We start from the raw sequence: 22,503 nt of genomic DNA, 5'->3' as shown, positions 1-22,503 counted from the left end.
TAGATTGTAGAATTTAGGACTATAAAATTAGATTTTTTTCAATAAAACCTTTACAGAATAAGAACTTGTACATCTTTAACAGTATTATTTCGAAAAATCTTATTAAAAATTCTAATAATCAAAATACCAATTAAAAATATCTGAACGCAATCCGATTGTGAACCAGGTCGTACTTTGTTTAAATGTTGTTGCCGTTTCCTGAGTTGGATCAAAATTTCTGTAGATAAAACTTCCAAACAATTTCAAATTCGTAATTGGGTTTATTAAATATCCACCTTGAATATCAGCTATAAAAATACTCGTTTTATTTCCCTGTCCTACTTTTACTCCTGTATTATACGGGCGTTTTTCGTCGTAACTTTTGTATATGTTGCCTCCATAATTAAAACTGTTTTGTGCAGTATCAAAATCTAAACCTCTTTTTCCGGCAGTAAATTTAGCATCTGCAAAAAGACGTCCTTTATGGTAACGGCCTATTGCAACTAATTCCTCAAAATTTCCACCCCATTGATGTCCAATACTTTGATTGTTATGCCCGTAATTTGTTATTACAGCGCTGTGAGAATAGACATAAGGACGAACATGATTATACTCCAGCTGCAGCAATAGATCTTTGACCTGGAAAGCATTGTAATATTTAGCTCCTAATTGATATCCAAATTTATTTTTCCAGCTCTGTTCTCCGCCTGCCATATCTCCAACTGAAAATTCATCGAGCAGAAACTGCGCATATAAATTAACATTATTGCTCCATTTGTATTTTGCCGTCATTCCTAAAAGTGCATTCCCGCTTCGTGAAGAAGAAGCAAATTCTACTGAACGATAAAATATAATTGGATTTACAAAGTTGACATCAAATCCTCTATTGTTTGTATCTGTCCAGACAACTGATTCAAAAAAACCAAGATTCAGTTTATTCGAAACATTCCAGCTCAAATAATGATTTGCCATAAATTTTGTAGCATAGGTTCTTTCTACCGTAACATCCGGACGAACATCTTTCAGCCACATATACGTATTTGTATATTTAATTTTCCAGAATTTGGTATTAATTTTAAAATACGGATATGGACTTGCCCCGTCGCTTTCAAGCAAAGAACGGTAACCATCTCCAATAAAATTCCTTCCATAACCTAATTGAAAATCAAAAATTTCACCAGGAGCAAAAGTAATATTAGCTTCGGCTAAAGGAAAATCATATGCATCTGTTTTAAATCGCTTTCCAATTCCCATTCCCGGAATAATAGCCGGATTTCCCCCTGAAGGTTTTAACGTTTCGGCATACGTATTATAATAACCCGCAAATCTTCCCTGACTTTCAAAAACCGTCGTAGTAAAGTTGATTTGTTTTCCCAAACCTCCTCTAAAATTTAAAGCGCGCGTATTTACATAAGAATATGAAGCATCAAGGTCTGAAGCTTTTCCCATTTGTAAATCTACAATTGGGTTTAAAGCCAGCCAGTAATCTTCACCCTGAATCTGCACCATATTTTCATTCCACCACTTTCTTCCCAGCCACGTCGAAACATTTTTTTGAAGTGACTGATTTACGGCTTTTAAGTTGTAATATTTTGAAACCTCAGCATACGTATAAGGTTTTGAAGCGGTGTGGTTATTGCTTCCAACCTGATTCATCGCGCCATCAAACTGCGCATAATAACTATGAGAAAAAGGAATATTCAAATGACTTTCAAATTCAGGCATATTGTATTTTTTATACACAATACTATCCAATTCAGTCATTGGTTTTTCAACTGGTTTTAAAATTTCTGCCGCAGCCAAAGCCTCTGCAGCAATCTGATCAGCACTTTTTAAAGGAATATCAATTGAGATCGTATATTTTGAATAGGTCGGCCTTCCATTGTAAGTTGAAGGTTTAATTTTTGGAAATTTACCAAAAACACGTTTTGCTTCTTCCGCCAGATCATCATTTACAGCATTTACATAAATTACTTTAAATTCTCCGCTCGCATTAACTTCAAAAAGAACTTTTACTTCTCCTTTGTAATTATTCTGCTTAAGATCTGCAGGAATTTGAAAGTTATTATAAACAAAATCCTGTACTTCTCTGTAAAAGCAATTTTCCAGATTTTTAGCCTGAAGATTTTCACAGCTTGGAAAAATTGGAAATTGTTCTGCCGTAAAACCTTGTTTTATATTTGTTTCCTGAGAAAAAGTAAACAAGGGAATTAAAATAATAACAAAAGATAAAAAAAACTTATTCACGTAAATTTGGGGCTTTTATTTAATATTGATTTGTGGTATTTTCTCCGTTTGCAATTGCTTTTGCCGCCGAAGTTCCAATTCGTTTAACACCTAAACGAATCATTTCTATTGCATCCTTATACGAACGTACGCCGCCAGCAGCCTTTACGGGCAAAGGTGACGCATTTTCTAACATCATGATTATGGTAGGAATTGTGGCTCCGTTTGGAGCATCATTTGTAGTATTAAAAAATCCGGTCGATGATTTTACAAAAATCGAATCATAATCTTCTTCTTTAAAATTTGAGATTACAACATTCTTTATTAAAGCACAAAGCTGGATAATTTCTTTTTCGTTCAAAGCCGCAACTTCAATAATCCATTTTACTGTTTTATTGTTGGCCAGTCCTATTTGCGTGCCTATTAAAACCTCTTGTTTAATAATCGACGCATCTCCATTTTTAAAAGCTTCATAATTACATACAAAGTCTAAATCATCAGCACCATTTTCTATGGCTTCATTTGCTTCTTTAATCTTGGTTTCTAAACTTGATTTTCCTTCAGGGAAATCTATTACAGTGCCAACCAATAAAGCTGAGTTTGCTTTTAAAATCATCTCTTTTGCCAAACTCACATATTCAGGCCTTATCATAATCAGCTTAAATCCTTCCAGAATTGCTTCTGAAATTGCATTTTTAACAACAACAAGATTTTCCTCTTCCGAAATTCCGGCTTGAGCTGCTGTTTTCAAGTAAGTTGAATCTAAATACTGCTTAACATTCATAATATTGAAGTTAGATCGAATGGCGCAAAAGTACATTTAAATTCAGAAAAAATACGATTTTATAAAACTTGATTTTATGCCAATAAAAAACCCACCGAAGTGGGTAATTATATTCTTATATTTTATCGATTTGTTTCTTTAAAGCTATAGCTGTAAAAACTCCTACGACTGCACCGAGTGCGTTTGCCAAAACATCTGTTACATCTGATGCTCGTGTTACTGTTAAAACACTTTGTAAAATTTCGATTGTAATCCCGAAAAAAACCGAAAATATAAACGAAATCAAATAAGCTTTGTAATCATTAACATCTTTTCCCTTTAATTCTTTTTTAAAAAATACTATCCAGGAAATTGTAAAACCGAAATGAAAGCAAAAATGCACTATTTTGTCAATACTTGGAAAACTTACAGCAGGAAGATTACTTGAATCTGTCAAACAAAAATAAGCAATGATTCCTGAACATAAAATTGCCCAGACCAACAATAATTGTTTAGGCACCGATAAGTTGTTTATAAGCTTCGTCAGACAATAAAGAATCTATTTCTGATGCATCAGCAATTTTAATTTTGATCATCCATCCAGCTCCGTAAGGATCTGAATTTACTGTTTCAGGTGCGCTTTCTAAATCTTCATTAAAAGCAATAATTTCTCCTGTTAAAGGCAAAAACAAATCCGAAACTGTTTTTACAGCTTCAACTGTTCCAAAAACCTCATCTTTATCAAGTGTCTGATCTAAAGTTTCTACTTCAACATACACGATATCTCCTAACTCTTTTTGTGCAAAATGAGTAATCCCTACAGTTGCAACATCTCCTTCGATGCTAACCCATTCGTGATCTTTTGTGTACTTTAAATTTGCTGGTATGCTCATAATAATATGTTTAAAAATTATTTTTTTTAATAATGATGCCACAAATGTAATAATCTTCTAAGAAAATCTTGTTTAGAAAGCTAAATTTAATTTCCGAAATTATATCTAAGCGTAAAGCCCGATCTGATATTGGTTAACGGGAACGATGTTGAAATAACTGCTTTTGAAAACGAGTGATCGTAATAAAATATTGCAGTTAGGTTTTTACTAAAGGCATAATCAGCAGTTAATTTAACTGACCAGATATTCTGCCCCGCCGCCAGCTGATTGTTGTCGTAATCTAAATAACGTACCAATGTTTCGTTATTTCTAAGAGAGAAGTCAGCTTTAATATTAATATCACTTTTAATAATTCCGGTTGGGCTGTCTGCCAGCCTTGATGAGAAAATTACATCCTTAAATCGGTAGCCTAATCCAATTACATACTCCATTCCTTTTACTTCTGTAAGCAGATTATTATCAAAACTCATTGATAATGCTCGGTCTTTCTTAATTTCAGAAAGAACGCGTAATGAACTTTTCAATTCAAAATCCATTCGAATCAGCGGACTAAACTGCTCTACCAAATTGACATTAGACATTATCGTTTCGTTATAGAAGTTGGTATTAACATCCTGCACTTGCGGCGTGCTGTTGTTGTAATCAAAATTAGATCTAAACTGGTTTATTGTATAAGATGCTCTATAATTGTGCTGCAATGAAAAACGTTTAAATTTATCTTTAAAGTATTTATAGCGCATTAATCCATTATACTTAATACTCCAGTTTGGAATAGGGAAACTTCTAAAAATATCTGTCGACGAACTCGATGCATCTCCTCCTGTATAAGCCGCTAAGAAAGCTGGTAACAAAACAGCCTGATTACTTTTTGTGTACCCAATAGGATATCCCTGATTGGCTACATAAATCTTATAATTAGGATCTGTTTCAGCCGGAATTGGGTTATTGGCATCACCATATCTCGGAATCACCACACCAGAACCATAGCGTTCTTCGGCCAAACGATTTGCAATTATCAAACGGTTGTTTCTAAAATCATCAAATGCTGCCGATTCGACTTCATTGCTTGTTGAAAAAGCTGTTTTTATCATTATAGTCGAAATAGAAAACATACCATACGTATAAGGTGACAATGGCTTGTATTCTCTCGTTGTAGGATCAACGCTGTATTGCTCTGAAGTATTTTCAGAATAAGAGCGGTCCATTGATAAATCTATTTTTAAATCCGGCAGTAAATCAATATTTGCTGTAACCTTCAACAATTTATTTGAAACCTGTGTAAAACTCTGGTTGAAATCCTGATACGTTGTAAGCCATCCGTTTTTGGCTGCTTCGTAGCGTACATCGTCCTGACTACCAAAAACAAATCCTAAACTTGGTTTTGAAGTTCCTAAAAACCCTACACCTGGCGTATAACCCGGTAAAACTGTTCCGCTGTTTTTAGTATAATTAATTTGAACATTTTTTATACTTGTAAGAACTCCAATCAACCCATCATAAAACGGACTGGTGCTTACTACTGGTTTTGCTGTATTCACAATTTTTTCTCCCGGTTTTGGCGGCGCAGCAGGTTTCGGCTTAGCTTGCTTTTTTGCTCCCGGCGTTAAACCAAGATATTTGTACAGCATATTCATATTCAGCGTTGTTGTAAGCGTGTTTGAATTTGAATTCTGAATAGTGTTTCCTAAATCAAAAATTTGATTGGTATCAGGATCCTGATATTCAGAAAATGCCGTTGAAGAACGCTGCCACATGTAATCTGCCGTATAAGAATAACTTGCTTTAACAAAACTGAAAATTGGAATTTTATTAATCGGAATTTCATAATTTAAAACCAATTGCTGCGCATGCTGATTTGGCGTTCCAATGTCAAAATAATCATCCCAAATATTAAAATCTTCTTTTGGAGAATTATCATCATTTAAGAAGTTTCGAACAATATTGTTTGAGGTTGCGGAATAATTCAGTTTTAGTGATTTCGTTAAGTTAAAGCCAAAACCATATTGATAATTAAACGCAAAATTTCTTCTGTAAAGAGGATCAAGTCCAATTCCCTGCACTTCCACTTCTCTAAACTGCTGGCGGTTGCTTTGTCTTAAAATATTAGTATTAAAAGATATGTTTGAAGGAAGATAATTAAAGTTGAAATCACTTAATAATTTCCAATAATCACTTTTCTTCATGAATTTATTACTCTTGAAAGGAACAACTTCTTTTGGCTGAAAAGTATAAGCATAATTTACAGCTGTATTAGACTGTTCATCTTCATAGCTTTCAACTTCATAATCATGACGTTCAACCTGATTGTAAGATTGCGAGAATGTAAAATTCTCTACATCATAAACATGAGGTTTCTGCTCAGGAGCCCTGTCTTTTCTAACACCAATAAAGTTGATGCTTTTTCGTTTTGTATAATCAACAGCACGAGTTCTAATATTATCTTTTTCTGCCTGATCTGTAGTTTCTCTAATTAACTGATCTAATTTAATATCCTGATTAAAAGGATCATATTCCGGAGTAATTACTTCTTCGCCAATAGCATAATTAAACGGCAGGTTGATTCCCCATTTTGGCGGAAGCAGTTTTCCTAAATTTAAATTTGTAACGATATTATACTGTTGTATATCTTCACGACTGCGCTCATTTGCTCCTTGTTCTAAAGATCCAAATCCAATTGTACTTTTCTTTCCAGTTGCAGAAAGGGTCGCAAAATCGGCCATATTGGTATCAATGTTTAATATTGCAGCCATTCCGCCTTTGTTTTCCAAATCGGCTAAACGAAGTTCATTAAACCAAAATTCTCCTTTAAGATCTTTATGATCAGCCCTGCTTTTTACCCCTACCATTAAATTTCGAACCAAACCAAAGTTAGGATTTCCTTTAATACCTAAAATCAACTTATCGTCACCATCACCACCATCGATATCCGGGTCATTATCCGGATAGTAAATACCATTAATATCTCTTTTTGGAGAACTAATATCGATATTCATTCCCTTGATTTTCATTCTTGTCAATAACTCAAGTGCTAAATCGATACTATTCTCATCCATCCAAACCTGATCCGGACTTATAGCACAGCTTCCTCCTGCCTTGGTCACTTTTAACGGAATCTCAACTTGATAGAAGTTTTGTGTAAAGTCATTTCCAAAACGGATAAAACCAATCATTTCTCCATCTTCTAATGCGATTTCATTTGGTAATGATTCTGCATGTAAAAACATTTTAAGTTTTTTATACTGACGCATATCGACACTTACGTTCTTGAAAACAGCTCTTGAATCCTGAAATTGCAGACCAGTTCCGCCTATTCTAACCGATAATGCCTGTTCGTTCTGATTTATAACTGTATTGTTATTATACAATTGTTCTCTCTGAACACCCGGAGGCATTACATAGTTTACCGGACATTTCGTTCCGTTTTCCTGAATATTAACTGCGGCAACGTCAAATTCTACACCATCATCATTTGGATTTTGATCATTTGCATCAAGTGTTCCTGTATATCTTCTCCATTCTCCTCTTACTAAATCTAATGCTCCAAAACGAACCGTCATTTGGTCGTTGAAACCAGTCATAAACATACGCATGAAACGAATAGATCTAAAATCGGTAATATTTCCAATTGTATTTTGAGGCTGTGCAACCGGAATTTTAAACTGAATCCATCTTGCATTCGTTGTACCGCCATTTGGCAAATCAACCGGACCAATATCCCCTGGCTCACGAACGTCCGTAACATAATTAGATCCTGGCATCATACCTGGTTTAATATCGATACTATATTCATAATAAGCATTGATGGTGCTCATCGTATTGTCACGATTAATATCTTCTACATCCGGCAGAGTTGTAGAACCGCGATTAGGATCATTGATACTTACGGCTGAGTTTCCTTCTGTACCATTGTAATTTTTATAACGGTCTAAAACGCCTCCTTCTGTATTTAAATAATACGTATAATCATCTGCCGCCGGATCTGCCTCTCCTGCGTAGCTTGTATACACAGCTGCTTCTCTTGAATTTGGCAGACAATCTAAACCAACGTCCTGATTTTTTCTATTATCCGGATTGGTATCAAAGGCATAAATTAAAGATTGTGATGCCGGAACGTCTCCCCAAATAGGCTGTGGATTTACCATAATCTGATCTGGCCCTAATCCGTTTTCATATTGTTTTCTTCCGTCTTTTAAAACGTCTTCAGAGATTTCCCCTAAATTGAAATATATCTTACCTGAATTTGTTGTAGGTGCTTCGCCGTTTCCAACATACGGATCCAAAACCCAAAACTGAATATACTCCACATTTCCCTGCTCGAAGTTTGTTGAATTTAAGGCACGCATGATTCCACCAAAATTCGAAGCCGGATTACTTGTTCCAAAATCCGGGTTGTTATTATACGGTCCTCTTTCAGAAGGATAATAGGTTAAGTCAAGCGTATTAACAACCTGAATTTGTCCTTGTGCAATATCTGTGTTTGGATATAATTCTCTACTATAAATTCTTCTTGTGGTATTTAACGATAAATCATCATTTGAAATTCCGGATGGTTTTGAAGAATAAAAAACAGGATCGATGGTATACCAAGATAATTTAGCTCTTTTATAACCATATCTCAAATCCTCATAATTAGCATTAAAAGTAGGATCTCCATCTGCAGTTATAAATGGTGTTGAAGACAAGCTCCATGCATAAGCAGAACGCATATCAATGGTAGACTGTGATCCTTCAAAATCGTCTACATAAATTGTAGCTTCACCTTCAAAATCACTTGCTTTTGGAGCGTCTGGTCTTAAAAACGCTACTTCTCCACGGATTGATAAATTTGATGGAACATCCGTATCAATATTTGGAAGTTTATTTGCTAATCTTGTCAAAAATGGAACTTCTGTTGAATAATTTCCATTAAATCCAAAAATGGTATTATTTACCGATTCCTGACCATAACTCGATTTTTGAGTAAAAGGTCTTTCGGTCATTTTTAAGAAAGTTCCGCCAAGAACAAAATTATCAGAAAATTTGTGTTCTACGTTTAATCCCATAAATCTTCTGGTCTGCTGTCCGAAGATTGAATTGTTTTCTAATGAAACTTCAATTGGTGTATTAGAAGCCTGCAGGGAAGGGTCGAGAATTTGAACTCGGCCTAATTGATAATCAACACTGTAATCTATACCTTCTACCAAAACTCTTCCGGCAGCTGTAACTACAACAGAACCCTGAGGTACATTAAATGCTCCAATTGGAATTCCGTTACTTCCAGATGATTTGTATTTTCCTCTTAATAAGAATTTGTTTTTATCACTGTCCTGCAAGGCACCAGCTTGTGTATTGCGGTACATATTTCTAAAAACGTATTTCTTCTGGTTATCATTATATGTTGTTGGATCGTTATAATTCTGACCACCATCTTTCAATTTGTCAAATATAAGTTCTCCAAAAGGCTCTTTAGTAGTAAAAATAATTCGCCCGTTTTGAACATCAACGGTAATTCCAGGAATAAAATCGAAGAAACCATCTCCTCCGCCCTGCGGGTCATTGTTATAATTTAAACGATCCAGATTAAAAACATTCAATAAAGGCGTTTGCTCAACCTTCATATCCGATGTTGGATTCTGCGGGAATGCTGATCCTTGAACCGGTGTAATATAATTTATAGGAGAAGGATCTGTATAAAGAATATTTAACCTAAAATCGTCTTGTTTAATCTGATAAGCCTGTGGAATTTGATAAACGTTTTTCATCATCAGGTTCCATACCGGATTTTTAACGTTTGTCAAATTACTTTTCAGCATTTTCAAAACTAAACTTTGCGTGATAATAGCCTGATTTGCATTATTATTTCCCGTTACAACAGTTGCATCTACACCATCACTTCCAAATTCTCCAACCTGATACACTTTACCTCCCATGGTATACTCAAAAGCTACTGCCAGAATTTCGTCATTTGCTAAACGCTGCTGTAAAGAGATATATCCTAATTGCGGATTAAAAGTAAATTCGTTTGCGGTTAGTTTTCTGGCATTTTCCAAAACAGAATAATCTGTTGCTTCGCTTACATTTGTATTATTGAATCCAGATTTTGCTGTTACAATTTCTCTAATATTCGAATTTAAGAAAGAACCAGACTGACCAATTGTTGCAGGGTCGTATTTATTATTGGTATTACTTGCAGGGCTGTCAGGCGGATTGTTAAAGAATCCTGCGCTGGAACTTATCACGACTACCTCATTATCCGGAAGACCTGTAAGCTGGCTTTCTCCTAAATCCTGAAGTGCAATAATGTTTCGTAAGTTGTTATTGTTTGTGGATACCCTGTTTTGTTTATTGGTAACCCAGACTTCGATTCTTGTAATTTGAACACGGCTGTCAATAAAAGGGTATTTTTCTAATGAAGCGTCGTATTTATTTCTAAAATATTGTGATAAGAAAAAGTGACGATCGTTATCGTAATCAAGAGCATACAAATCAAAGTTTTGAACTGTCCCTCCGTTTTCTGCTACTACACTTTTTGTCTGCGATTTTTGTTCAGAAAACACACCTGTAAAAGTCGTTCGTCCAAATTGCAGTTTTGCTTTTACCCCAAATAAACTTTGAGCCCCACGAATTAAGGTACTATTAAGGGGCATACTAACGTTACCAACTTCTATACTTTGAATAATATCATCTTCTGAAGGAGTGTAAGCCAGTTTAAATAAATTTTGGAATGCAAATGTAGACTGAGTATCATAATTGGCATTTACCTCGAGTCTGGTCCCAATTTTCCCCATCAAACTCATACTAATTCGCTGATCAAAATCGAATGTAAGACTTGATCTGTTTCGGGGTGAAAATGCGGGATTATCTTGTTTGGTGTAACGAAGACCTAAGTCCATTTCTACAGAACCCGTAGGTTTTACATCTATGGTATTACTTCCAAATACGCTTTCAAACAAACTTGAATTGATGTAATATCTTGGCAGTAAATCTTTTTTTGCAGCTTCACTGTTATTCTTTTTACCATCAATAGCATCCATTTTTTTTCTAAAATAATCTCGTCTTGATTCTTTTAGAACTAAATCTTCGTATTCTTTGGGCGTTAAAACTAAAGGATAGTCGATGGAGAAACCATCAACGGATGTGGTGTAAATGTATCGATCTGTAACGGGATCGTATTTATAGGCCGAAAGTATGCTTGGAGGATTTTCCAGCTCCATTTTCCCTACAGAAAATTGAGTCTTAGTTGTATCTTGAACCGCCGGATTTACTTGTGATCGCAAAACGTTACCACAAAATAAAACCAGTAAAAAAATACAAATTTTACGCATACAATTGGTTATATAAAATTGATTTTATAAGCTTTTTAAAGCCTTTTTAATGATCGTTTCGACAGTAGCTTCCGGATCTTCTTTCACGATTTTTTCTACTACCTTTTCAGAAGTTTTTCTCACAAATCCTAAAACTTCCAAAGCAGATAACGCTTCATCTCGATTTGTATTGTTTTGAACTACCGAAACTTCATCTAAATCGTACAACTTTAACACTTTTTCTTTCAAATCAAGTATTACACGTTGTGCTGTTTTGTTTCCAATTCCTTTTATAGACTGAATAACTCCAACGTCTCCAGAGGCAATTGCATTAATAATTTGTCTTGGTTCGATCGAAGAAAGCATTGTTCGAGCAATACCAGCTCCAATTCCTGAAACAGACAACAGCATTCTAAATATCTCTCGTTCAGATTTTTCTGCAAAACCATATAAAGTATGCGCATCTTCTTTAATTTGAAGATGCGTATACAATTTTATAAAATCAGCATTAGGAATTAATGAAAAGGTATGTAAAGAAATATTTACATGGTAACCTACTCCACCGCAATCAATTACAACTTCTGTGGGATTCTTTTCAACCAATTTTCCCTGCAAATGTGCTATCATAGTATAATTTATAAGAATCAAATATAATAAAAATGCAATAAAATTAAGACAATTTTATTTGATCCTTATTTTTATTGAACTACTGTGCCAATTTGTTCTTTTTATTTTCTTTTTCCTGCGCGTCGATTACCGCAATTGCTGCCATGTTAACCATTTCTTCAACGCTTGCTCCTAATTGGAAAATGTGAACCGGTTTACCCATTCCCATCATAATTGGACCAATAGAATTTACTTTATATAATTCTTTTAGCAATTTATAAGTAATATTTGCCGACTCTAAGTTAGGGAATATCAACGTATTTACTTTTTTTCCTGCTAATTTAGAGAAAGGGAATTTTTCTTGCAGCATTTCAGAATTTAAAGCAAAATCTGCCTGAATTTCACCATCTACGACCATCTCAGGGTGATTTTTATGTAAATAAGCTACAGCATCTCTTACTTTTGAAGCATTTTGATGTGAAGATGATCCAAAGTTTGAGTAAGAAACCATTGCTATTACAGGCTCAATTCCAAACATTTTTGCTGTTTTAGCTGTCATAAGCGCAATGTTCACCAGATCTTCTGATGATGGATTGATGTTTATCGCCGTATCTGATAAAAACATTGGTCCGCGAGAAGTAAGCATCATGTTTGCAGTAGCAACAAGTGAAGCGCCATGTGCCTTTTCGATTAACTGAAGCATCGGTTTTACCACACTTGGGTAACTTCTTGAGTAACCCGTAACCAAAGCATCGGCTTCGCCTTCGTTTACCATCATGGCTGCGAAATAGTTTCTCTCACGCATAAACTTTTGAGCATCAAGCAATGAAACTCCTCTGCGCTCTCTTGTATCCCAGTATGAATTTGCAAATCTGTTACGTCTTGCTTCTTCTTCGTTTGTTTTAGGGTCAATGATTTCCAGCTCAGCATCAAAACCTAATTCGGCTTTTAATTCTAAAATAGTTTCTCTGTTTCCTAATAAAACCGGAATACCAATTCCGTCTTCATGCACAATTTGCGCTGCTTTTAAAACATTTAACTGATCTGCCTCGGCAAAAACAACTCGTTTAGGGTCTAATTTAGCACGATTGGTAATTAAACGTACCATTTTATTATCATTACCCATACGCTCGCGAAGCTTATCTTCATAAGCCGCCCAGTCTGTAATAGGATTTTTTGCTACTCCAGATTCCATTGCCGCTTTTGCAACAGCCGGCGCTACAACAGTAATTAATCTAGGATCAAATGGTTTTGGAATGATATATTCTTGTCCAAAGCCTAATTTTGTTGCTCCGTAAGCTACGTTAACCTGTTCAGGAACCGGTTCTTTTGCTAAAATAGCTAAAGCTTTAACGGCTGCCATTTTCATAGCTTCGTTAATTTTTGTAGCTCTTACATCAAGTGCTCCTCTAAAAATATACGGGAAACCTAAAACGTTATTTACCTGATTAGGAAAGTCTGAACGGCCTGTAGCCATAATAACGTCTTTACGAGTTTCTACAGCTAAATTATAATCGATTTCCGGATTTGGATTTGCCATTGCAAAAACAATCGGGTTTTCTTTCATTGTCAATAGCATTTCTGCTGATAAAATATCTCCTGAAGATAATCCGATGAAAACATCTGCTCCTTTTACGGCTTCTGCTAATTCAATTTTAGGACCATCAACGGCATATTTTAATTGTAAATCTGATAATGAAGTATTGTCTTTTGTTAAAAGTCCTTTACTGTTGAACATTTTAATGTTCTCTACTTTTACTCCTAATAAAACATATAAATCTGTACAAGCAATTGCTGCAGATCCTGCCCCTGAAACTACTACTTTTACATCTTCTGCTTTTTTTCCTGCCAATTCAAGCGCATTGATTAAAGCTGCCGAAGAAATAATTGCTGTTCCGTGCTGATCGTCGTGCATTACCGGAATATCTAATTCTTCTATTAATCTTCTTTCGATTTCAAAAGATTCCGGTGCTTTGATATCTTCAAGATTAATACCTCCAAAAGTTGGAGCGATATTTTTTACAGTCTGAATAAATTCTTCAACATTTTTTGTATCAACTTCGATATCAAAAACGTCAATATCCGAGAATATTTTAAACAACAAACCTTTTCCTTCCATTACAGGTTTTCCTGCTTCTGGACCTATGTCTCCAAGACCTAAAACTGCTGTACCGTTTGAAATTACGGCAACTAAATTTCCTTTTGCAGTATATTTATAAACATCATCAATGTTTTCTGCGATTGCTAAACAAGGCTCAGCAACTCCCGGCGAATAAGCCAGCGATAAGTCTCTCTGGGTTGCGTATTTTTTTGTTGGAACTACCTGAATTTTTCCTGGAGTTGGCTCTGCGTGGTACAGTAATGCCTCTCTTTTTTTACTCTCTTTGTTCATTATTTTTAGCTTTTATTCTAGCTTACAAAGATATAAGTCTTAGTTTAAAATGGGGTTATTTTACTGCTTTCTTTTGTTAAAATATCAAAATGAGAAAATCAAAAAAAATAGCCCGATGTGATCCGGACTATTCGAAAAAGTATTTTATAGAAGTATTTACTGTGAGATGTAAGAGTTTAAGTGATGAATAGTGTCTTTTTGAATTTCAATAATTGCTTTAACCACATCACTAATAGAAATTATTCCTACCACGATTCCGTTTTCTAAAACCGGCAGGTGTCTTATTCTTTTAGAACTCATAAGTTCCATACAATCTTCAATATTATTGGAGAGCTGTACCGAAAAAACATTGCTTTCCATAATTTCATGTACAAATGTTTCTTTAGAGGATTTGTCTTTTAAAACAATTTTTCGGGCATAATCTCTTTCAGACAAAATTCCTTTTAAATCGGTTCCGTCTATGACAAGAATAGCGCCTATGTTTTTTTCGCCCATTACCTTTAGAGCTTCGTAAACGGTTGTTGTTGAACGTACCGAAAAAACATTTTTCCCCTTTGCGTTTAGTATTTGATCTACAGTCATATCTGAAAAATTTTAGTTTTATAAAGTTAAAAAAAAATAAACACAATTTACAGTGAATAGCTTTTTTTAGAAACACAACTAATTCATTTTAAACAAAATACATCAAATTTAAAGTTTTCAAAACTATCCTCTAATGAAAGAAAACTTTTATAAAGCTTTTTTGTGAAAAATTAGATTTTTTAACTCTTAAGTACCTGATTCAACCCAATGTCAAAATTCAATTTAATTTTTATCAAATACCTCATTAAAGTTACCTATTGACGTAAGCCTAAAGTTAAGAACTGGTAAAAAAATCATATTACTATATTTTAAAAAAGGCTTTCTGAAAAATATTTTCAGAAAGCCTTTCTTAATTTAATCAAACTACAAACTCGTAATTATAAACTCACTTCGTCTGTTTTGCTGATGCTCTTTTTCTGTACATTTTACACCATCGGCACATTTATTTACCAATTGTGTTTCTCCGTATCCTTTTGCTGTTAATCTGTTGGCATTAATTCCTTTACTTATCAGCCAGTCTTTTGTAGACTGCGCTCTTTTATCTGATAAAACCTGATTACTTTCTGATGAAGAACGGCTGTCTGTATGCGAACGGATATCGATTTTAATTGTTGGATACTGGTTTAGCATATCGACCATTTTCTGCAATTGAGGTTCAGAAGTTTTTTTAATTGTCGCTTTTCCTAAATCAAAAAAGTTCATCGGTATTTTTAATAGTTTCCCTAAATCTGTTCCAATGTTAATCGTAACTTTAACTGGTTTAATCGCATTATTTGCTTTTATTACAACCGGAATTGCAGTTATAGGTTTTGGTTTCTGTTCTAAAGCTATGGGCAGCGAGACGGAACCTGTTGCTTTTTTTAGGGTCACAGAAACCTCCTTAAACAAATACTCTTCTTTGGATGTTTTAATGAAATATTTTTTACCACATCTTACATTCGGAAAAGCATAATTTCCATTGTCATCTGATTTTGTTTCAATGGCAGATTTTCCTGCTTCGTCAAATAAAATTAAAGTTACATTTGAAAGTGTTTCGTTTGTTTCCTGATCAGTAATTGTTCCTGATATTTGCTGTTCGCAAATTAATCTGCGATTTTCTGTAAATCGGTAAACATCGTCAAGTCCGTGACCGTTTGCGCGGTTTGAAGAGAAAAAACCATTTCTGTTTTTACTGTTGATGATAAACGCAAAATCATCTTGTTTACTATTGATTGGTTCTCCAACATTTTGAACTTCATCAAAAGAACTGTCTTTATTTATTTTTGAAACATAAATATCAAGTCCGCCTAAACCTGGTCTTCCGTCGCTCGCAAAGTAAAGTTCGTTTTCATCTGAAATAAAAGGAAACGTTTCTCTTCCTTCTGTATTAATTTCCGGACCTAAATTTTCCGGCGTACCAAAAGTTCCGTCAGCATTTATACTAACCTTAAAAATATCCGAAAGCCCAAATGTTCCCGGCATATCTGATGCAAAATATAATGTTTTTTCATCAACGCTTAAAGCCGGATGTGCCACACTATATTCATCACTATTAAAGGGAAGTTCCTGTACTTCTTTCCATTCATTACCTATTAAAACTGCTTTATAAAGTTTTAAGAATGTGATTTTATTTTCATTCTGTCTTCTTTTTCCGTCTACAGAATTATTTCTGGTAAAGTACATTGTTTGTCCGTCTTTTGTAAAAACCGGAGTCGATTGATTAAAATTGACTTTCAAATTTTCTTTATGAAACAACATTGGTTTTCCAATGCTTCCGTCAGGATTTAAATCTACTGCATACAAAGTTGAGATGGCTTTATTCGTCCATTTAAAATTCTTTTTGATTATGTTACCCGTATCGCGGGCAGAAGTAAATACCAGTTTATTATTTAAAATGGTACTTCCGTAATCTGAATCTTTTGAATTAATTCCGGCATCTGCGACATCAAATCGGCCTGAGTTTTCTTTGATATCTTCCAGATAGCTTCTGTTTTTTAGGAATAAAACAGCTCTTTTATCTGATGGTGCTTTTTGACTAAATTTTACCAGAATTTCATCTGCTTTAGCATAGCTTCCCTCCCATTTTAGGCATTGGGCATATTTATACATATACTCGGCTTCCTGATTTTCATTTAGAATGAATAATTCCTGATAGTATTTTAGGGCTTCTTGTAATTCACCGATAAAGTAATAGGAATTTGCAAGTCTTTGAAATACTTTTTCGTCTCTTACTCCTTTTTCAACTAAACTTTCGTATGCTTTTACAGCATCCGCGTAAGCGTAACTATCGTACTTTTTATCTGCATTTTTTATACCGGACGTTTGAGCATTTGCCATGAAAAAAAAGCAAAAGAACAAAACGGAATAAAGTAGGTTTTTAATCTTCATATTTAAATCAATTAAAAGAATCTTGGTGAGGTAAGTTTGCTGTAATTATTGAAAAAATCAAAACGAAGGAAAATTTCATGTGACCCTGAATTGTATTTTCTTAACTGAGTGGTTTCGTGATCGTAGCCGTATCCTATATACATTCCTTTTGTAACCTGAAAACCTGCCATAGCACTAACTGAGGCGCTCCAGCGATAGGCAAGCCCCAGAACGAACTTATCATTAAACATAAAATTACCCGATACATCTACTTGTAAAGGTGCTCCTTCGACCATTTTTGTCAACAAGGCCGGTTTGAATTTTATGTATTCTAAACGATCTAGATTAAAGACATAACCAGCCATAAAATAATAGTTTATTTTATCTTTGAAGATAGCCGTATCACTGCGATTATCAGCATAACGGTTTGTTTCAATGAAATTTGGAACAGATAATCCTAAATAGGCACGGTCAGAATGCCAGTAAATTCCGGCTCCAACATTTGGTGTGAACTTGTTCTTTAAATCCTGAAACATCTCGTCGTTTTGATCTTCATAACTTAATTTACCTATATCAAGATTAAAAAGATTTGCCGTTGCTTTGATCCCGAATGAAAGCTTAAATGATTCTGAAGTTGGAATACTATAGGATAAATCTGCTGATAACGTATTTTCATTTGTTGGCCCGATTTTATCGTTTACCAATGAAACTCCTAACCCTAAATTACTGTTATTTAAAGGCGTATTTACTGAAAATGTACTTGTTTCAGGGGCTCCGTCAAGACCAACCCATTGTGTACGATATAATCCGAAAACACTCAGCACACCTCGAGAACCCGCATAAGCCGGATTGATTTCGATTGTATTGTACATATATTGTGTAAATTGAGCATCTTGCTGCGCTGAACACACAATGGTAAAAAACATAAAAATTAAACCTAATTTTTTCATCTTTAAGATTTTAAAAAACGGATTAGCTTGTAATAAGCCGTTTGTTTTTTTATTTATTAATATATAAATAACCTGATTTTTCGTGAGGATTAGAGCCGCTGTCTTTGTATTTCAGGATATAGAAATAAGTTCCTACTGGCAGTCCTTCTGATTGTTTCATCGTTGTACGGCCATATGAATATCCTTTAAACACTCTGTCTTCATTATTATAACGATCTATGTCGAAAACCAAAACTCCCCAACGGTTGTAGATTTCTACTGTATTATCTGGATAACATTCTAATCCCTGAATATAGAATCGTTCATTTTTATTATCACCATTAGGAGAAAAAGCGTTAAGAACATTAATTGTACATCCATTTATGTCTAATACTGTAGGTTTGTCACCAGCAACATTCTCATCATCAGAATTGTCTTCCACCGCTACTCCTCTTTCACTATTTCCTTTGACAACTGCCTGATTGCTTACTTTTCCGTTATTTATATCGGTTTGCGTAACTTTATATACTGCTGTAAAATTGGTTTCGTTTGATTGGTTTACATCTAAATCAATTGCTTGACCTGACATTACCACTCCCGGCAGCGGATCTGAAATTGTAATTCCTTTTAATGGTACATTTCCGGTATTGGTTACTACAAACTTGTAAGTGATTGTTTCACCTGCATTTGCAATTCCGTTACGATTTTCATCATTAAATACTGCTGTTTTGATAAGCGCAATAGCAGGAACTTCTACGAACACATTTAATGTTGCTGTACTGCAATTTGCAGGGTTTGCTTTTTCGCAAACCTGATATACTATTGTATAGGTTTTACCTGGTGTGTTTGGTTTAACATTTACAGTTCCATCAGCATTAAATTCAAAATTCGAATCTCCTGACTGATTGGTAATAATTACATCTGCCGGGTTAATAGGCAGGCCGTTTAACAAATCGTTGTCTAAAACATTTACAAACTCAAGTGAGCCATTTATTCCGTCAACTGCTATCAAAGCATCATCAGTTAAAACCAGTGGCTGCGCCGGATTTAATGGAGTTGTAGAATTTGAAACTATAACTTTGATAACTGCCTGACTGCAATTAGTTGAATTAATACTGCATATTTGATAGGTTAATTCATAAGTACCCGAAGGAGTTCCTGGTGCAACATTTACTGAACCATCTGCATTTAAAACCAAATTAGCATGTGGAACAATCGTGCTTAAAACTACATCAGCAGGATTAACCGGTAATCCGTTAAATGTATCATTATCAAATATTGTTATTGACGTTTTTGATCCTTTACTTGTGTCTAATGGTCCGGCAACATCATCTTTTGCTACAATTACAAAAGTTGGCCTTGCGTTACACTGCGCGGTTGCTGCAGGATAATTTACAGAAATGCTTGCTGTTGAATTAACCAAAAACTCCATTGTTACAGCAGTTTTTGTATTTTCAAATCCATCTGCTCCTTCTATCCATTGACCATTCGTTAATATCCATCCCGGCCAGTCAATTCCTTTTCCGCTGCCATCTACAATTGCGCCCGGCCATAAAATAGTACCACTCAGTGGTAAATCCGTTTGAGTCGCTACTACATTATTAGCACTGTCAATCCATTTAATCGTTAACAGATTTGTTGGCGTGAAGTTATCTGCCACAACCTTATAAGATACATAAGGAACATTGTCTGAACAATAACTGTCTGCTGTAACTGTTATCGTTGGTTCTTCAACTGTAACCTCTATTAATGCCGAACTGCAATTTGAAGGATTTAGTATTTCACAGATTTGATAGATCAATTCGTATGTTCCTCTTGGTGCATTTGCCTCCAGCGTAACTGTTCCGTCAGGATTTAAAGTTAAATACCCTTTTGGATCTGGAGTTAATACTGAAAGTTTTACATCATTTGGTACAACTGGTAAATTGTTATTTGTATCATTGGCAAAAACATTTATAATTGTTTTCGGCTGATTTGTTCCAACGACTGATGGAACTACATCAGGATTTGCCAGTAATTTTCCTCCTGTTACTTCAACCGTGCTTTTTGCCGTATCACAGTTTCCTGGATTTGTCACCTCACAGATACTGTATTCGATTTCATAAGTCCCGATTGGTGTACTGGCCGGAACCGTTACTCGTCCGTCTGATTTTAATACAAAACCTGCAGGAAGATTTACTTTTGTCAAAATAACTTCTCCAGGATTTGTTCCAATAACAGCCTGAACTCCGTTTAATTTATCATTTAAAATTACTGAAGCGTTTGTTGTTCCGCCAATGCTTCCATTTACCGAACCTAAGTTTTCTGCAACCGCGTCGATTGCTGGAGCCGTTACGGTAACTTTCACAACTGCTTCCGCACAATTGGATGCATTAAGCTTTTCACAAACCTGATACGTAAATTCATAATTACCTGCTGGTGCGTTGGCTTTTAATTCAATTGTTCCGTCTGGATTTAATGTTAAATATCCTTTTGGATCTGCTGTTGTTACAGAAAGATTTACTTCTGCAATATTGATCGAAGCATTGTCTTTTTTATCATTAGCCAGAACATTTACCAGAGTCTGGTTTTGAGCTGAACCTACAACTGCAGAAACTGAATCATCTTTTAAGTCGAATACCGAACCTGTTACTTCAACCGTGCTTTTTGCCGTATCACAGTTTCCTGGATTTGTCACCTCACAGATACTGTATTCGATTTCATAAGTCCCGATTGGTGTACTGGCCGGAACCGTTACTCGTCCGTCTGATTTTAATACAAAACCTGCAGGAAGATTTACTTTTGTCAAAATAACTTCTCCAGGATTTGTTCCAATAACAGCCTGAACTCCGTTTAATTTATCATTTAAAATTACTGAAGCGTTTGTTGTTCCGCCAATGCTTCCATTTACCGAACCTAAGTTTTCTGCAACGGCGTCAATTGCTGGAGCCGTTACGGTAACTTCTACTTTATTTGTACTGCAGTTTGTTGGATTTAAAAGCTCGCAGATTTCATACGTTAATTCATAATTTCCTGCCGGAGCATTTGCGCCTAAAACTGCATTTCCGTTTGCATCAATTGTTAAGTATCCTTTTGAATCTGTTCCAGGAGTCAGTTTTACATCTAACGGATCTAGTTTAGTTCCGTTTTTTGTATCATTATCAAAAACATTAATAAGCGTTTGAGATGTATTTCCTCCAACAACTGATCCCGCAGAATCTAAATTAGCTACTAAATCTGAAGCCGTTACCACAACTGTTGAAGTTGCTGTTGAACAGTTTCCTGCATTGTTATTATCGCAGATGGTATATTCTACATCGTAATTTCCCGCTTTTACACCTGCGCTTACCGTTATAGTTCCATCTGAATTTATGGTAAGTCCTGTTGGAGTCGTTGCTGTCAGCGTAAGTTGTCCCGGGTTTGCTCCGATTACAGCCTGAAGTCCGTTTAATTTATCTGATGCAATAAGCGATGTTGTTGTTCCACCGATCGTACCGTTAATTGGCCCCAAGTTTTCTTTTACTGCAAGGATTGAAGGAGCTGTTACCGTAACTTCAACTTTATTTGAAGAGCAGTTTGTTGGATTTAAAAGCTCGCAGATTTCATACGTTAATTCATAATTTCCTGCCGGAGCATTTGCGCCTAAAACTGCATTTCCGTTTGCATCAATTGTTAAGTATCCTTTTGAATCTGTTCCCGGTGTCAGTTTTACATCTGACGGATCTAGTTTAGCTCCGTTTTTTGTATCATTATCAAAAACATTGATAAGCGTTTGAGATGTATTTCCTCCAACAACTGATCCCGCAGAATCTAAATTAGCTACTAAATCTGAAGCCGTTACCACAACTGTTGAAGTTGCTGTTGAACAGTTACTTCCAGGATTGTTATTATCGCAGATGGTATATTCTACATCGTAGCTTCCAGCTTTTACACCTGCGCTTACCGTTATTGTTCCGTCTGCAGTATTTACTGTAAGTCCCGTTGGAGCTGTTGCTGTTAAAGTAACCTGCCCAGGATTTGATCCGATTACTGCTTGGATGTTATTTAATTTATCTGATGCAATAAGCGATGTTGTTGTTCCGCCGATTGTGCCGTTGATTGGACCCAAGTTTTCTTTTACTGCAAGGATTGAAGGAGCTGTAACTTTTACTTCTAAAGTTGCAGTACTACAATTTGAAGAATTTGAAGCTTCACAAATTTTATAATCAAATGAATATGTTCCTGCTGGTGTATTTGGCTTAACAGCAACTGTTCCACTTGTAGTATCAAAAGTTAAAACTGATGGCAATGTAGAAGCTAATGTTAAAACAACTTCACTTCTTACTACCGCATTACAGTTAAGCAAATCATTAGCTAAGACATCTGAAACAGCTGTTCCTCCATCATATCCATTTATTGATGCGACTTTATCATCATTAGCTATAATTGGTCCTACAACTTTTACATTCTGAGTACAAGTCTGCGTATTTCCTGCAGCATCTTTTGCTGTCCAGGTTACTGTTGTGTTTCCGATTGGGAAAACTGA

The 22,503-nt window shown here is 35.2% G+C and carries 11 protein-coding genes; all 11 read right to left on the bottom strand.

From position 1 onward, the window contains the following. Window positions 1-111: 111 nt before the first annotated feature. Entirely contained in the window at window positions 112-2,226 is a 2,115-nt protein-coding gene (locus BKM63_RS09295; RefSeq protein ID WP_071636341.1) for an energy transducer TonB, read from the bottom strand. A gap of 19 nt (window positions 2,227-2,245) precedes the next feature. Continuing rightward, window positions 2,246-2,989, bottom strand: coding sequence for a deoxyribose-phosphate aldolase (gene deoC, locus BKM63_RS09290; protein ID WP_071636340.1), 744 nt, complete (start codon window positions 2,987-2,989; stop codon window positions 2,246-2,248). Window positions 2,990-3,104: 115 nt separating this feature from the next. Continuing rightward, a complete protein-coding gene (locus tag BKM63_RS09285) occupies window positions 3,105-3,488 on the bottom strand; it encodes a VanZ family protein (RefSeq protein WP_071636339.1) in 384 nt (127 codons plus the stop codon). Then, complete coding sequence (gene gcvH, locus BKM63_RS09280; protein ID WP_053471664.1) at window positions 3,481-3,861, bottom strand: glycine cleavage system protein GcvH; 381 nt, start codon at window positions 3,859-3,861, stop codon at window positions 3,481-3,483. The genes BKM63_RS09285 and gcvH overlap by 8 nt, the downstream gene beginning before the upstream one ends. Window positions 3,862-3,947: 86 nt before the next feature. Beyond that, window positions 3,948-11,165, bottom strand: coding sequence for a cell surface protein SprA (gene sprA / locus BKM63_RS09275; protein ID WP_071636338.1), 7,218 nt, complete (start codon window positions 11,163-11,165; stop codon window positions 3,948-3,950). Between the two features lie 24 nt (window positions 11,166-11,189). Next, entirely contained in the window at window positions 11,190-11,771 is a 582-nt protein-coding gene (ruvA, locus tag BKM63_RS09270) for a Holliday junction branch migration protein RuvA (protein ID WP_071636337.1), read from the bottom strand. A 79-nt stretch (window positions 11,772-11,850) separates the two neighbouring features. Further along, complete coding sequence (locus tag BKM63_RS09265) at window positions 11,851-14,142, bottom strand: NADP-dependent malic enzyme (protein WP_071636336.1); 2,292 nt, start codon at window positions 14,140-14,142, stop codon at window positions 11,851-11,853. A gap of 156 nt (window positions 14,143-14,298) precedes the next feature. Next, window positions 14,299-14,724, bottom strand: a complete 426-nt coding sequence (locus BKM63_RS09260; RefSeq protein ID WP_071636335.1) for a CBS domain-containing protein — start codon at window positions 14,722-14,724, stop codon at window positions 14,299-14,301. A 363-nt stretch (window positions 14,725-15,087) separates the two neighbouring features. Further along, window positions 15,088-17,091 (bottom strand): OmpA family protein, encoded by a 2,004-nt coding sequence (locus tag BKM63_RS09255; protein ID WP_071636334.1) that lies wholly within the window; start codon window positions 17,089-17,091, stop codon window positions 15,088-15,090. 11 nt (window positions 17,092-17,102) lie between these two features. After that, window positions 17,103-18,020 (bottom strand): PorP/SprF family type IX secretion system membrane protein, encoded by a 918-nt coding sequence (locus tag BKM63_RS09250; RefSeq protein WP_071636333.1) that lies wholly within the window; start codon window positions 18,018-18,020, stop codon window positions 17,103-17,105. 49 nt (window positions 18,021-18,069) lie between these two features. After that, window positions 18,070-22,503, bottom strand: a 4,434-nt coding sequence (locus BKM63_RS09245) for a gliding motility-associated C-terminal domain-containing protein (RefSeq protein WP_123907060.1), incomplete at its 5' end; no start/stop codon positions are given.

The organism is Flavobacterium johnsoniae (genome assembly GCF_001879205.1).
GTDB lineage: Bacteria > Bacteroidota > Bacteroidia > Flavobacteriales > Flavobacteriaceae > Flavobacterium > Flavobacterium johnsoniae_A.
The sequence above is the reverse complement of the archived record's forward strand: the minus strand, read 5'-3'. Positions and strand labels throughout refer to the sequence as shown.

Excerpts from the sequence above, each read along its gene's own strand:
- BKM63_RS09255 (WP_071636334.1), bottom strand. The coding sequence starts at position 17,091 with ATGAAGATTAAAAACCTACTTTATTCCGTTTTGTTCTTTTGCTTTTTT.
- ruvA (WP_071636337.1), bottom strand. The coding sequence starts at position 11,771 with ATGATAGCACATTTGCAGGGAAAATTGGTTGAAAAGAATCCCACAGAA.
- sprA (WP_071636338.1), bottom strand. The coding sequence starts at position 11,165 with ATGCGTAAAATTTGTATTTTTTTACTGGTTTTATTTTGTGGTAACGTT.
- BKM63_RS09265 (WP_071636336.1), bottom strand. The coding sequence starts at position 14,142 with ATGAACAAAGAGAGTAAAAAAAGAGAGGCATTACTGTACCACGCAGAG.
- BKM63_RS09260 (WP_071636335.1), bottom strand. The coding sequence starts at position 14,724 with ATGACTGTAGATCAAATACTAAACGCAAAGGGGAAAAATGTTTTTTCG.
- deoC (WP_071636340.1), bottom strand. The coding sequence starts at position 2,989 with ATGAATGTTAAGCAGTATTTAGATTCAACTTACTTGAAAACAGCAGCT.
- BKM63_RS09250 (WP_071636333.1), bottom strand. The coding sequence starts at position 18,020 with ATGAAAAAATTAGGTTTAATTTTTATGTTTTTTACCATTGTGTGTTCA.
- gcvH (WP_053471664.1), bottom strand. The coding sequence starts at position 3,861 with ATGAGCATACCAGCAAATTTAAAGTACACAAAAGATCACGAATGGGTT.